Source organism: Microbispora triticiradicis, from assembly GCF_005864065.1.
Lineage (GTDB): Bacteria > Actinomycetota > Actinomycetes > Streptosporangiales > Streptosporangiaceae > Microbispora > Microbispora triticiradicis.
Genome location: NZ_VANP01000006.1, coordinates 413,111 through 427,189 on the forward strand (window position 1 = coordinate 413,111; position 14,079 = coordinate 427,189).

Genomic DNA, 14,079 nt, shown 5'->3' on the forward strand with positions numbered 1-14,079 from the left:
TCATCGGTCCTCGCCGAACCGGCTGAGCCGGAGGTAGAGGACGGAGCAGAACAGCAGGATCACGAAGCCCGCCATCGTCAGCGCCGAGCCGTACCCGAAGTCCTTGGAGTCGACGGCGCGCTGCGCGACGTACAGCGGCAGCGTGGTCGTGACCTGCGCGGGACCGCCGCCGGTGAGCGTGTAGAGCAGGTCGACGTTGTTGAACTCCCAGACCCCGCGCAGCAGCGTGGCCAGCACGATCGCGTCGCGCAGATGCGGCAGCGTGACGTGGCGGAAGCGCCTGAGACGCCCGGCGCCGTCCACCGCAGCGGCCTCGTACAGCTCGCCCGGGATGCCCTGCAACCCGGCGAGCAGGAGGATCGCGAAGAACGGCACGCCGCGCCACAGTTCCGCCACGACCACGGCGGGGAAGACCGTGTCCGGATTGCCGAGGACCGCCGCCTCGGGCTGCCCGAGGAAACGCAGGACGCCGGTGCCCGGCGTGTAGAGCAGGATCCAGATGCCCGTCGTCAGCACTCCGGAGACGGCCCACGGGGAGAACACCAGCGACCGGGCGAGCCCCCGCCCGATGAAGGTTTCATTGACTATCAACGCGAGGGCAAGTCCGAGGATCAGCTGGAGACCGATCTCGGCGATCACCCATTTGGCGGTGAACCCCAGGCTGTGCCAGAAAACCTCGTCCTCGGTCAGCATGCGCCGGAAATTGTCCAGCCCGGCGAAGCCGTCCGCCCATGGCCGGGTGAGGTTGCGGTGCTGCAGGCTGTAGTACGCGACGCTCCCGATCGGATAGACGAGGAACGCGGCGATCAGCGCGACCGTCGGCGAGATCAGCAGGTACGGCACGGCCCTGCGGCGCATCGTCGTCACCGGCCCATCTCCTCCGCGGACGTCGTCCCGGTCCCTCCGAGACATATTCCTGAACGCCGTTCACAAACGTGGACGACGGATCAACGGTGATATTCCGCACTCGTCCTGTCAAGGACTCGTGTCCTATTCGAGACATTCACTCTTGGCACGCCAGCACGCCTTGACCGCCGTCACGACTGGCCGTACGGTCCGGTTGTTCATGAATATGAATCGAGTTCAGAAGGATGACGGCACGACCGAGGAACGGAGACAGTCATGCCCGCACGATCCCTGCTCGTGTCCGCCGTCCTGGCGCTCACGGCGCTCACGGCGGCCGTCCCGGTTTCGGCGGCGAACGCCGCCGGAAGTGATCCCGCCGGAGTCGAGCTCGGGCGGCAGACGCTGCCGGCGGGGGACGGCTGGGCCTCGGCCGGCGCCGGCACCACCGGCGGCGCGGCGGCGCCCGCCGCCAACGTCCGGGTGGTCACCGACCGCGCGGGCCTGGTCGCGGCCCTCGCCTCCCCCGGCCCCCGGGTCGTCTACGTGAAGGGCGTCGTCGACGTCGACAGGACCTGCGCGGACTTCGCCACCGGCGGATACACCCTCGCCGGTTACCTCGCGGCGTACGACCCGGCCGTGTGGGGCCGCGACACCGAGCCGTCCGGGCCGCTGGAGGACGCCCGGGCCGCCTCCGCGGCGGCGCAGACGAAGTACGTCAAGCTCAAGGTGCCGTCGGACACCACGATCGTCGGCCTGCCCGGAGCGACCATCCGGCACATCAACCTGCACGTGGACAAGGCCGACAACGTCATCATCCGCAACATCCGCTTCGAGGACGCGGCCGACTGCTTCCCCCAGTGGGACCCCACGGACGGCGACGAGGGCAACTGGAACTCCCTCTACGACAACATCTCGGTGACCGGTTCGACCCACGTGTGGATCGACCACAACACGTTCACCGACGGAGACAACCCGGACGCGGACCAGCCGGTCTACTTCGGCCGGCCGTACCAGGTGCACGACGGCCAGGCGGACATCACCAGCGCGTCCGACCTCGTGACCGTCTCCTGGAACAGCTTCCGCGACCACGACAAGACGATGCTGATCGGCTCGACCAACAATCCCGCGAACGACCGGGGCAGGCTCAGCGTCACCGTGCACCACAACGAGTTCTACGACAACCTGCAGCGCCTGCCGCGGGTGCGGTTCGGCAAGGTGCACGTCTACAACAACTACTACCAGGCGCCCGACGCCGCGACCTTCGTGTACGCGCTGGGCGTGGGCGTGGAGTCCCAGATCTACGCGGAGAACAACTACTTCCGGCTCGGGCGCGCCGTGGACCCCGCCGCGCTGCTGTACGACTGGGGCGGCACCGCCCTCACCGCCAGGGGCAACCTGCTGCGCGTCGGCGGCACCGAACGGCCGATCGACCTGGTCGCGACGTACAACGCGAAGCACGACCCCGATCTCGGCGCGGACGCAGGCTGGACCCCGGCCCTGCACACCGCGATCGACCCCGCCGGGGCGGTGCCCAGGGAGGTCTCCCGGCACGCGGGAGCCGGGAAGATCCGCTGACGTCCGCACGGTCTCCCCTGGCCCGCCTCAGGCGGGCATGCGGAGCCCGAGCTGGACGCACAGTTCAAGCTGGTCGTAGAAGACCTCGCTGCAGCCGATCAGGCCGCACGTGACGTCGATGTCGAACATCCAGCAGGAACGCACGCTGACCCGCCGCCCGGTGGCCTCGACCACCTCCCCCGTGGTGAGCGGGAACGGGCCGGCGTGCGTACCGGTGCCCACGGCGGCCGCGGCCACGGCCGCGTCTGTGACGATCTTCTGCCACACCGTGACGCGCACGTCGGGGAACGCCTGCCAGACCAGCGTGTGGTACGACGCGACCTCCGAGCGGCCCTCCGCGGGCCCGCCGGGCCCCACCGCCCTGGGCTCCCGGCCGTAACAGGCCATGACCTCCCCGAGGTCGTGGGCGTTGTAGGCGCTGAAATACCGCTCAACCACGTGGAGCACGGCGAGACCCCCGTTTCCCGCACATCCGGAGTCCAGGTTACGCGGGCGTACGGCCGTCAGGAGAGGCGCGGGCGGCCGTCCACCCGCTGGGGCACGCCGAGGGGGTTGCCGTCGCGCAGCTCCGGCGGGAGCAGGTCCTCCGGCCAGTCCTGGTACGCCACCGGGGTCGTCCAGCGCCTGATGGCGGCCGCGCCGACGGAGGTGTGCGCCGGGGTGGTGGAGGCGGGCCAGGGGCCGCCGTGGTGCATCGCCCAGGAGACGGCGACCCCGGTGGGCCAGCCGTTCCAGATGAGCCGCCCGGCCAGCCGGCGCAGCACCGGCAGCAGGTCGCGGGCCTCCTCGGGCCCGGCGGCGTGCACGGTCGCGGTCAGCGACCCGGGCAGCCGCCGCAGCACGGCGGGCAGGTCGGCGGGGTCGCGGTAGCGGACCACGATCGCCGAAGGGCCGAAGCACTCCTCCCCCAGCTCGGGCAGCCCGTCCGCGAAGGCCTCCAGGCCGGCGGCGAACACCCGCGGGGTGATGCCGTCCACCTCGCCTCCGCCGGCCAGCACGGTGAGCCGCTCGGCGAGCCTGCCCGACGCCCTCAGGTAGCCCTCACGGATCTTGGCGGTCAGCATGGGCCCGCCGCTGGTCCCGGCCACCGCTTCGGCGATCGCCCGCTCGAACCCTCCCTCCGCCGGGACGAACACCAGGCCGGGGTTGGTGCAGAACTGGCCCACCCCGAGCGTCAGCGAAGCCGCGAACCCGGAGGCCACGGCGGCGGGATCGGCCGAGGGCAGCACGACGACCGGGTTGACGCTGCCCAGCTCGCCGTAGAACGGGATGGGGTCGGGCCGCTCGTCGATCAGCTTCTGGATCGCCTTCCCGCCCGCGAGCGAGCCGGTGAAGCCGGCCGCCGTGACGAGCGGATGCCGCACCAGCGGGGCTCCCGCCTCGAATCCGTGCACGAGCCCGAGCAGGTCCGGGTCGGGCAGGGCCCGCCGTACGACGGACGCGGTGAGGTCGGAGGTGCGCGAGTGACCCTCGTGCGCCTTGACCACGACCGGGCAGCCGGCCGCGAGGGCCGACACCGTGTCGCCGCCCGCCACGGAGAACGCGAAGGGGAAGTTGCTCGCCGCGAAGACGGCGACGACGCCGAGCGGATGGTTCATCCGGCGCACGTCGGGACGCGGCGGCGTGGCGCCGGGGTCGGGGTGGTCGATGACCGCCTCGGCCCACCCGCCGTCGCGCAGGACGTCCGCGAACAGCCGGAACTGCGCGGCCGTACGCGCGACCTCCCCGCGCAGCCGCGCCTCGGGCAGGCGCGTCTCCTCCGCGGCGACCGGCCACAGCTCCTCGGCGTGCTTGAGCAGGGCGTCGGCGACGGCTTCGAGCACGGCGGCGCGCTCGGCCGCGGGGGTCGCACGCCAGGCCTCGCCCGCCGCCGCGGCCCGCGCGACCGCCTCGTCCACCGCCTCGTTCGTCGCTTCGTCTGTCGTTCCAGTTGCGGGGCCGGTCATCTCATCCCTCCGCCGTGAGATTGTCGACGTCGTAGCGGGGACCGCAGAACGCCCCGCCGACCACGGAGTGCGGCAGTTCGCCGAGGTCCGGCTCGCCGTACTCGCCGACGAGCGTATCGGCGAAGACCTCGGCGTCGTCCTTCGGCTCGTAGCCGATGGCCCTGCCCTCCTCCAGCGACCACCAGCGGCGTGTGTTGGCCGAGACGCCCCAGACCACGTGGAAGCCGTCGGCCGCCAGCGCCGCCTCGACCAGCCGCGCGCAGTCGTCGGGCGACAGCCACGTCGACAGCATGCGCACGTCCCTCGGCCGCTCGAAGCAGGAGCCGATGCGCAGGCACGTGACCGCGAGGCCGTAACGGTCGTGGTAGAGGGAGCCGAGCGCCTCCTTGGCGACCTTGCTGACGCCGTAGAAGGTGTCCGGGCGCGGGAACAGGTAGTCGGGGGCCTCTCCCTCACCGCGCGGGGCGAACCCGACGGCGTGGTTGCTGCTGGCCAGCACGACGTGGCGGACCCCGGCCCGCCGCGCGGCCTCCAGCACCACGTAGGTGCCGTTGACGTTGACGTCCAGGATCTGCTCCCAGGGCCGTTCGAGGCTGTGCCCGCCCAGGTGGAGCACGGCGTCCACGCCGTCCATGGCCGCCGCCACGGCCTCCTCGTCGGTGATGCTGGCGGCCACCCCCTCCTCGCCGGGCCCCGCCTTCAGGGGCGCGACGTCGAGCAGACGCAAAACGCGCCCCTCCTTGGCCAGCCGGGGTCGCAGCAGCGTGCCGACGCCGCCCGCCGCGCCGGTGATGAGAATACGCATGTGCCCTCCTGTCGGAATCTGTCCTGCTTCTGGCCCTGATATCGCTTCGCAGTTTCGCAGCAACGCCAGCGTGTTCACAACAACGGGCGTTGTTCACATATATGACCGACGATTCCTCTCGCATGCCGTCTCCATCCTGCGTTGACTTCACAAATGGAGCCCGACTAGCGTCGAGAACAGGATCAAGGACACTGTCCACGTATGTGGACGGGAGGGTTGGCGGATGCGTCTCGACGGCGTTCTCTTCTTTCCCGTGACACCGTTCGACTCCGGCGGCGAACTGGCCGGGGACGTACTGGCCCGGCACGTCGCGCGCGGAGTCGCGGACGGCGCGGGCGGGGTGTTCGCGGCCTGCGGCACCGGCGAGTTCAACGCGCTGGGCATCGACGAGTACGAGCGAGTGGTGCGGATCTCCGCCGAGTCGGCGGGCGGGCGGGTCCCCGTCCTGTCCGGCGCGGGCGGGCCGCTCCCCTACGCCCGCGAGTGCGCGCGCAGGGCCGCGGCGGCCGGCGCGGACGGCCTGCTGCTGCTGCCGCCCTACCTGGTGAGCGCCCCCGCCGAGGGCCTGGTGCGCTACGTCCGTGAGGTCGCGGCGGCCACCGATCTGCCGATCATCGTCTACCAGCGGGCCAACGCCCGTTTCACGCCGGCCGCCGCGGTGGCGCTGACCGAAATCGCGAACGTCGTCGGGTTCAAGGACGGCCTCGGCGACGTCGACCTCATGCAGCGCATCGTGCTCGCCGTACGGGAGGCCGCCGGCCGGGAGTTCACGTTCTTCAACGGGCTGCCGACGGCCGAGATGACCGTGCCGGCCTACCGGGGGATCGGCGTGAACCTGTACTCCTCCGCCGTGTTCTGCTTCCTCCCCGAGGTCGCCCTGGCCTTCCACAAGGCCGTGAACGCCGGAGACGACGACCTGGTGCACCGCCTGCTGAGCCGTTTCTACCGGCCGCTGGTCGAGTTGCGCGACCTCGTGCCCGGTTACGCCGTCTCGCTGATCAAGGCGGGCGTCGCCCTGCGCGGGCTCGACGCGGGCGGAGTGCGGCCACCGCTCGTGGACGCGGCCCCCGAGCACGTCGCCCGGCTGGAGAAGCTGATCGCGGCCGGGCTGGACGTCGTCGGATGAGCGGCGGGATGAGGATTCGGGAGATCCACGTCACACCGGTCGCCTTCCGCGACCCGCCGCTGCTCAACGCCGCCGGCGTCCACGAACCCTGGGCGCTGCGCACAGTCGTCGAGGTCGTCACCGACGAGGGGCTGACCGGCCTCGGGGAGACCTACGGCGACCTCGACCACCTCGTACGGGTGCGGGCCGCGGCCGAGGCGCTGCGCGGTCACGACGTCTACGGCGACAACGCCATGTACGCCACGGTGGCCGGCCTCGTCGGCGCCGACGTGGTCACCGACCTGCACGGCCTGACCGGCACGTCCTCCCGGGCCAAGACCGTCGACCGGATCTTCTCCCCCTTCGAGGTCGCCTGCCTGGACATCCGCGGCAAGGCGGCGGGCCGGCCCGTCGTGGACCTGCTCGGCGGCCGGGTGCGCGACGCCGTGCCCTACAGCGCGTACCTCTTCTACAAGTGGGGCGGCCATCCCGGCGCGCCGGAGGACGGCTTCGGCGCCGCTCTGGACCCCGAGGGCGTGGTCGAGCAGGCCCGCCTCCTGATCGGCCGGTACGGCTTCGGCTCGATCAAACTCAAGGGCGGGGTGTTCCCGCCCGAGCAGGAGGTCGAGGCGATCCGGGCGCTGCGGGAGGCGTTCCCCGGGCATCCGCTGCGCCTCGACCCCAACGCCGTGTGGAGCGTGGAGACCTCGATCCGGGTGGGGCGCGAACTCGACGGCCTGCTGGAATACCTGGAGGACCCCACCGAGGGCATCGAGGGCATGGCGCGGGTCGCCGCCGAGGTGCCGATGCCGCTCGCGACCAACATGTGCGTCGTCACCCCCGAGCACCTGCCTCCGGCGCTGCGCGCCGGTGCCATCGGGGTGCTGCTGACCGACCACCACTACTGGGGCGGCCTGGTGCGTTCGGCGCACATCGCCACACTGTGCGCGACCTTCGGCATCGCGCTGTCCATGCACTCCAACTCGCATCTCGGCATCAGCCTGGCCGCCATGACGCATCTCGCCGCCGCCACCCCGGCGGTCACCCACGCCTGCGACACCCACACCCCCTGGCAGGACGGGCAGGACGTGGTCGCCCCGGGCGCGCTGCGGTTCGTGGACGGCGCGGTCCCGGTGCCGGACGGCCCGGGACTCGGGGTGGAACTCGACCGCGACGCCCTCGCAATCATGAACGAGCAGTATGAGAAGTGCGGGGTCCGCTCCCGTGACGACACGACGTACATGAGGTCCGTCGACCCGTCCTTCTCGGCCCGGAGGCCACGCTGGTGAACGTCATCTACGCCTACCCCTGGGACATCGTCGGCGACCCCGGGGCCGCCGCCCGCCTGGCGGGCCTCGGCGTCGACGCCGTCGCGCTCGCCGCGTCCTACCACACCACCCGCGCCGCGACCCCCCACCACCCGGCCCACCGGCTGGTCGACGCCCGGCACTCCGCCTGCTACGTGCCCGTACGCGAGGAGGCGTGGAAGGGCGCCCGCCTGGTGCCGGGCACGCCGTCGTGGATGGACTCGGCCGACCCGTTCGGGGAGGCCAGGGACGCCCTGCGCGCGGCGGGCCTGCCGGTGCGGGCGTGGACCGTGCTGACCCACAACACGCTGCTCGGCTCGGCCAACCCCGACATGGTCGTCGCCAACGCGTTCGGGGAGAGCTACCCCTACGCGCTGTGCCCGGCGGCGGCCGACGTGCGCGACTACTGCCGCACGCTGATCCGCGAGATCGTCGAGACCGGAGACCCGGACGCGCTGATCCTGGAGGCGTGCGGCCCGCTCGGCTTCCGGCACGGCGGCCACCACGAGAAGACCGACGGCGCCGACTGGTCGCCCGCGCAGGTCGCCCTGCTGTCCCTGTGCTTCTGCGCGAACTGCGTCCTGCGGTACGAGGCGGCGGGGCTGGACGTGGCCGAGGCGCGGGCGCGGGTGCGCGCGGGCGTGGACGGCCGGCCGGGCTCGGTCGAGGAGGCGCTGGGCGACCTGGCGGATCCTCTGCGCGGCGTGCGCACCGGGCTCGCGGGCGAACTGCGCGCGCTGCTGCTGGCGGAGGCCAGGGCGGCACGGCCCGGCCTGGAGGTCGCCCTGCACGCCAGCGCCGACCCGTGGGCGACCGGCCCGTTCGCGACCGTCCCCGAGGGCGTGGACGCCGACCTGCTCGTCGGCAACTGCTGGAACTCCCCCGAGGCGGACGAGGCCGGGCTGCGGGCCCTCGGCCGGCTCGGGCCGCGGGTGGGGGCGTACGTGCTGGCCCTGCCGCCGCGCCCGGCCGACGGCGGGGCGCTGACGTTCCTGGCCGAGGCGTACACCGCGGCCGGCGCCTCCGAGATCCACTGGTACCACGGCGGCCTCGCCTCCACGACCCGCCTCGATGCCATCGCCGAGGCGATCGGACAGCATCGGCGACGCGACGGGAGTGGCCCGACGGCCGAGGCTTCTTCGTCCTGATCTGTAGCTTCGAAAGACGCGACAACCTCTACGACAGTGCAAGGGCACCAGCTCCTCGGTGAGGTGGTGCCCTTGCTGCCGGCCGGCGCGAAGCGCGAGGGCGGCCTGCTCGACGGCGCGGGATGTTTGCTCAGCCGGGAGTTTTCTCTCCGGCCGTATCGGAAATCGTCCCCACGTTCCGGTCCCGCGGCGACCACCCCGGACCGGGATCACTCGTGTCGGGTGACCGAAAGGTGGACGGCGTGGCGGAGACCACGGAGCGGCGGCAGCAGGCTGGACGCGCGACGGACGTGCCGAAGGCCGACGGCCTGCATGTGAGCGACGCCGAGGCACCCAGCTACGAGGTGCTCCGGCCCTATGGTCGTTCCGCAGGTGACGCCAACAGGTTTCCGGTCTACAAAGATCTCGAAGAGCACCTGCTGACGACCCACGAGCATCCCGACCCGGTCGTCGCACACGTCATGGCCACCTGCGCCGGCTATGCCTATTCGGATGCCGAGACGGTTGCGATGATCATGGCCAGGTTGGGCCTCGAGGACAACCACTGCCGCACGATCTCGATGTCCGTCGACGGCATGCTCATCGACTCCACCGCCCATCTCGTGCAGAGCCGGAGCGGGCGGGTGGCGATCCTGGCCTACCGCGGCACCCCGCCGTTGAACGGCATCGACTGGCTGCTGAACCTCGAAGTGGAGCCGGAACAGATCATCTACAGGTACGGCGAACCCTGCTCCGCCGTCCACGCCGGCTTCTACCGGAACGTGCGGGCCACCCGATACGAGGTGCTGGGGGCGCTGATGCGAGCCTGCCGCCCCGGCCCGGTCCGCGTGTCGCCGCACGACGGCTCGGAGGCCGACGGCGGTGACCGCGTGATGGACGGCGGACTCGATGCGCTGTACATCACCGGCCACAGCCTCGGCGGGGCGATGGCCGCGTTGATGGGCGTCATGCTCCGGCACGAGGACAAGTTCCGGGAGTTGACCGGCCGGCTGAAGGCGATCTACACCTTCGGCCAGCCCATGGTCGGCACACCGCAGTTCGCCGCCGCCGCGGAGCGGGACGACTTCCTGCGCGAGAAGGTGATCCGGTACGTCTACGACAAAGATCCGGTGCCCCATCTCCCCCCGGCTTCTTCCGGTCGTTACCAGCATTTCGGGAAGGAGTACCGCTCTACGGTGCAGCGCGTTTCGAGCAGCCTGTTCGGGCTACTCGACCGCGACGGCTGCGCCTACCGTCCGCGCAGCGGCGACCCGAAGTATGCGCCGCTGCCTACGACGCAGATGCCCGGCCTCCTGGGGCTTGTACTCGCCAACTTGGCCTTCTTGGGGAACAAGTTCACGCTGACCCGCTCGCTGCCGATGGTGTACTCCTTCGAGGACCACCTGCCGCAGCACTACATCTCCGCCGTGACCCCGTCCGACGTACCGAACGAGTTCGGCGACTAGTGTCCTGACGAGTGCCCAAGGCGATCCCGCAGGCCGGCGAAGACTGGCCCGCCGAGGTTCGCTCACGTCACGAGGGACAGCCAGCGGTCGTGGGCGCCGTCGAACGGACCGGTCCGTTCGGTCACCGCCTCCATCAGCCAGGCGGCCGACCGCTCCGCCTGGCTGATGATCTCCTGCGGGTACGCGTACCGCACCTGGTGCTCGGCGAACTCGTCCTCGTCGTCCAGCAGCACCCGGCCGTCGCGCACCCGCAGGACGTCGAGGTCGAGGTCGGCCATGGTGATCCGGCCGTCACGCCGCACCGGCACCGTGGTGATGTCGCAGTAGATCTCCGCCTTGTGCGGCGGGGCGTTGAACGACGCCGTCCACCACGAGTCGCGCGGGAACAGCATGACGGACGGGATCTCGAAGACCGTCTCGGGCTCGTGCCCCCGCTGGGCGACGGTCCTGGCGGGGAAGCCCGCCCAGACGCCGTGCTCGTCCTCGCCGAGCAGCCGGGCGAAGTGGTGCCAGTGCAGCGCTCCGCCGTACTTGCGGTAGACGATCCTCACCTCGGACACGGGCGGGACGTTACGCCACGCCCGTCTCCGAGTTCAACGGGATTACACCTCGACGACCACCGGGATGATCATCGGCCGGCGGCGGTAGGTGTCGCTCACCCAGCGCCCCACCGTACGGCGGATCGTGCGCCGGATCTGCATCTCGTCGGCGACGCCCGCCGCGGCGACCTCCTGCAGCGCGGACTCGATCTGCGGCACGACCGCGTCGAAGGCGTCGGGGTCGATGCCCGAGCCGCGGGCGGTGATCTCCGGCCCGCCGGTGAGCTTGCCGGTGGTGGAGTCCACGACGACGACGATGGAGATGAACCCCTCGTCGCCGAGGATGCGCCGGTCCTTGAGCGCCACGTCGGTGATGTCGCCCACGGAGGTGCCGTCCACGAACACGTACCCGCAGGGGACCGCGCCGGCGATCCTCGCCCGGCCGTCGACCAGGTCCACGACCACGCCGTCCTCGGCGATCACGATGTTCTCGCGGGGCACGCCGGTCAGCTCGGCCAGCCGGGCGTGCGCCCGCAGGTGCCGCCACTCCCCGTGCACCGGCATGAAGTTCGACGGCTTGGTGAGGTTGAGCACGTACAGCAGCTCACCCGCCGCCGCGTGACCCGAGACGTGCACCCGCGCGTTGCCCTTGTGGACCACCCGGGCGCCCCAGCGGTTGAGGCCGTTGATGACCTTGCTGACCGCCGTCTCGTTGCCGGGCACCAGCGACGAGGCCAGCAGGACCGTGTCGCCCTCGGCGATCCTGATCGGGTGGTCGCGGTTGGCCATGCGCGACAGCGCCGCCATCGGCTCGCCCTGGGAGCCGGTGCAGATCAGCACCACGTCCTCCGGCGGCCACTCCTCGATCTCCCGTGAGTCGACGAGCAGGCCCGCCGGCACCTTCAGGTAGCCGAGCTCGCGCGCCACGCCCATGTTGCGGACCATCGACCTGCCGATGAGCGCGACCTTGCGGCCGTGCTTCTCGGCCGCGTCCATGATCTGCTGCACGCGGTGGATGTGCGAGGCGAAGCTGGCCACGATGATCCGCTTCGCGGCGGTGCGGAAGACGTCGTCGATGACCGGCGCGATGTCCCGCTCGCTGGTGACGAAGCCCGGCACCTCCGAGTTGGTGGAGTCGGACATCAGCAGGTCGACGCCCTCGGCCCCGAGCCGCGCGAACGCCCCGAGGTCGGTCAGCCGTCCGTCCAGCGGAAGCTGGTCCATCTTGAAGTCGCCCGTGTGCAGGACGAGACCCGCGGGGGTCCTGACCGCCACCGCGAGCGCGTCGGGGATCGAGTGGTTGACCGCGACGAACTCGCACTCGAACGGCCCGAACGAGCGCCGCTCGCCCTCGATCACCTCGACCTTCACCGGCTGTATGCGGTGCTCGGCCAGCTTGCTCTCGATGAGCCCGAGCGTCAGCCGCGAGCCGACGAGCGGGATGTCGCGCCGCTCCCTCAGCAGGTACGGCACCGCCCCGATGTGGTCCTCGTGGGCGTGCGTCAGCACGAGCGCCTCGATGTCGTCGAGACGCCCCCTGATGTAGTCGAAGTCCGGAAGGATGAGGTCGACGCCCGGCTGGTCCGGCTCGGGGAACAGCACCCCGCAGTCCACCACGAGCAGACGGCCGTCGTACTCGAACACCGCCATGTTCCGGCCGATCTCGCCGAGACCGCCCAGCGCGACGATGCGCAGGCCGTTCTCCGGCGGCGGGGGCGGCGGCCCGAGTTCGGGATGCGGATGACTCATGACACCCCCTCAGCACGGCGCCGTTCGGTCACGCCGCCACCCCCGGTTCTTCCGTTCTCTCTTTTCCTGGTCAAGTCGCTCATTCGGCTCCATCTGTTGATCTAATCCACAAGCTTGAGACCTCCCGTGATGAGGTCCTCCCGCAGCGCCGCGATCTGCTCCCGGGTGGCGTCCACCAGCGGAGGCCGGACGTGACCGCCGTCCTGGCCCAGCAGCGTCAGCGCCGCCTTCACCATGATCGCGCCCTGGGTCCGCGTCATGATCGCCGAGACCACCGGCAGGAGCCGCCGATGGGTCTCCAGGGCACCCGCCACGTCACCGGTGCGGTACATGTCGCACATGGCGGCGAGGTCGGGGCCCGCGACGTGGCCCACCACGCTGACGTAGCCGACCGCCCCCACCGACAGCCAGGGCAGGTTCAGCAGGTCGTCACCGGAGTAGAAGACGAGGTCGGTGCCCGCCATCACCTGCGAGCCGGCGAACAGGTCGCCCTTGGCGTCCTTCACCGCCGTGATGCGGGGGTGCTCGGCGAGCCGGAACAGGCTCTCCGTCGTGATGGGCGTGGCCGCACGCCCGGGAATGTCGTAGAGCATCACTGGAAGGCCGGTCGCGTCGGCGACGGCGGTGAAGTGGCGGACGAGGCCCTCCTGCGGCGGCCTGCTGTAGTACGGAGTCACCACCAGCAGTCCGTGCGCCCCCGCGCGCTCGGCGGCCCGGGCCAGTTCGACGCTGTGCCGGGTGTCGTTGGTGCCCGCGCCCGCGACGATCGTGGCCCGGTCGCCCACGGCCTCGACCACCGCCCGCAGGATCCGGTCTTTCTCCTCGTCCGAGGTGGTGGGGGACTCACCGGTGGTGCCGCTCACGATCAGGCCGTCGTTGCGCTGATCGTCGACGAGATAGGCGGCGATCCGCTGGACGCCCTCGTAGTCGACGGCGCCGTCAGAGGTGAACGGTGTCACCATCGCGGTCAAAGCGCGGCCGAAGGGGGCGTCGGAGGTTCCAGTTGGCGATGCCATAGACCGAACGGTACCCGGATCCGCGCGGGTCATGGACGTCGCCACCCCGATATGTCCCGTCCCGTGACGCCTGCCGGGGACAGAGCCGGGGACAGAGAAAGAGGCCGCCGATATGTGCTCGGGGGTACACACATCGGCGACCTCTACCGGAGAATCGGCGTTCCTTACGCGGACGTTACACACCATCGCGCGAATTTTTTCCCGGAGGCCGCGAACGGCGTGCCATACCCCCTACGACCAGGAACGTCGTGGTTCAGGGAGTTCAGGCTCCGAGCGTGCTCAGCGGGCCTCCCCCGTCAGCAGCTTGGTCCACAGGGGCTCGATCCTGGCGGAGACGAGACGCTCGGTCTCGTGGACCTTCACCTCGCCCTCCCGTTCGGTGCGGCGGACGAACAGCAGCCCGCCCGCCTGGCAAAGCTCGTAGATCGTGGGCCTGCACTCGCAGGTGTGACGCCGCACCCGGACACGGTCGCTGCGGGGAGTCGGTACCAGCCATGTGATGCACTCGTGCCCGTCCCAGGCGGGACCCACATGGATGCCGTGATAAGGGGGCGGGAGCGGAATATCAACACCCGACCCCTTAGCGGCACAATCGCCC

At 71.1% G+C, this 14,079-nt stretch carries 13 protein-coding genes; 5 read left to right on the forward strand and 8 right to left on the reverse strand.

All coding sequences use genetic code 11. The features are described 5' to 3' along the window. Positions 1-858, reverse strand: a complete 858-nt coding sequence (locus FED44_RS18560) for a carbohydrate ABC transporter permease (RefSeq protein WP_187406068.1) — start codon at positions 856-858, stop codon at positions 1-3. Between the two features lie 264 nt (positions 859-1,122). On the opposite strand from FED44_RS18560, the gene FED44_RS18565 reads away from it, so the two are divergent. Continuing rightward, entirely contained in the window at positions 1,123-2,421 is a 1,299-nt protein-coding gene (locus FED44_RS18565) for a pectate lyase family protein (protein ID WP_138461427.1), read from the forward strand. Between the two features lie 27 nt (positions 2,422-2,448). On the opposite strand, the gene FED44_RS35840 is transcribed toward FED44_RS18565, so the two are convergent. From FED44_RS35840 to FED44_RS18580, 3 genes are read right to left on the reverse strand one after another with little or no spacing between them, the layout of a single operon-like run. Further along, positions 2,449-2,868, reverse strand: a complete 420-nt coding sequence (locus FED44_RS35840) for a nuclear transport factor 2 family protein (protein ID WP_165900580.1) — start codon at positions 2,866-2,868, stop codon at positions 2,449-2,451. Between the two features lie 56 nt (positions 2,869-2,924). Continuing rightward, positions 2,925-4,367: an aldehyde dehydrogenase (NADP(+)) gene (locus FED44_RS18575; RefSeq protein ID WP_138461428.1), complete on the reverse strand. Its 1,443-nt coding sequence runs from the start codon at positions 4,365-4,367 to the stop codon at positions 2,925-2,927. A gap of 1 nt (position 4,368) precedes the next feature. After that, positions 4,369-5,172, reverse strand: a complete 804-nt coding sequence (locus FED44_RS18580; protein WP_111699720.1) for an NAD-dependent epimerase/dehydratase family protein — start codon at positions 5,170-5,172, stop codon at positions 4,369-4,371. 223 nt (positions 5,173-5,395) lie between these two features. On the opposite strand from FED44_RS18580, the gene FED44_RS18585 reads away from it, so the two are divergent. From FED44_RS18585 to FED44_RS18600, 4 genes are all read left to right on the forward strand, one after another. Beyond that, entirely contained in the window at positions 5,396-6,298 is a 903-nt protein-coding gene (locus FED44_RS18585) for a 5-dehydro-4-deoxyglucarate dehydratase (RefSeq protein WP_138461429.1), read from the forward strand. Positions 6,299-6,306: 8 nt separating this feature from the next. Further along, the gene (locus FED44_RS18590; RefSeq protein ID WP_111699767.1) at positions 6,307-7,566 is read left to right on the forward strand and encodes a glucarate dehydratase family protein; all 1,260 of its coding nucleotides are present in this window, start codon (positions 6,307-6,309) and stop codon (positions 7,564-7,566) included. After that, a complete protein-coding gene (locus FED44_RS18595) occupies positions 7,563-8,732 on the forward strand; it encodes a hypothetical protein (RefSeq protein WP_138461430.1) in 1,170 nt (389 codons plus the stop codon). Before FED44_RS18590 ends, FED44_RS18595 begins: the two co-directional genes overlap by 4 nt. A gap of 242 nt (positions 8,733-8,974) precedes the next feature. Next, positions 8,975-10,177: a lipase family protein gene (locus FED44_RS18600; protein ID WP_167521511.1), complete on the forward strand. Its 1,203-nt coding sequence runs from the start codon at positions 8,975-8,977 to the stop codon at positions 10,175-10,177. A 62-nt stretch (positions 10,178-10,239) separates the two neighbouring features. Here the strand turns inward: FED44_RS18600 and FED44_RS18605 are convergent, their stop codons facing one another. The 4 genes from FED44_RS18605 to FED44_RS37410 form a co-directional block, all read right to left on the reverse strand. Then, on the reverse strand, positions 10,240-10,737 hold the full coding sequence (locus tag FED44_RS18605; RefSeq protein WP_138461432.1) for a ribonuclease FAU-1 family protein: 498 nt from the start codon (positions 10,735-10,737) through the stop codon (positions 10,240-10,242). 42 nt (positions 10,738-10,779) lie between these two features. Next, positions 10,780-12,465 (reverse strand): ribonuclease J, encoded by a 1,686-nt coding sequence (locus FED44_RS18610; RefSeq protein ID WP_111699725.1) that lies wholly within the window; start codon positions 12,463-12,465, stop codon positions 10,780-10,782. A gap of 101 nt (positions 12,466-12,566) precedes the next feature. Beyond that, on the reverse strand, positions 12,567-13,481 hold the full coding sequence (gene dapA / locus FED44_RS18615) for a 4-hydroxy-tetrahydrodipicolinate synthase (RefSeq protein ID WP_111699726.1): 915 nt from the start codon (positions 13,479-13,481) through the stop codon (positions 12,567-12,569). Between the two features lie 279 nt (positions 13,482-13,760). Next, positions 13,761-13,940 (reverse strand): hypothetical protein, encoded by a 180-nt coding sequence (locus tag FED44_RS37410; RefSeq protein ID WP_244302048.1) that lies wholly within the window; start codon positions 13,938-13,940, stop codon positions 13,761-13,763. Positions 13,941-14,079 lie beyond the last annotated feature (139 nt).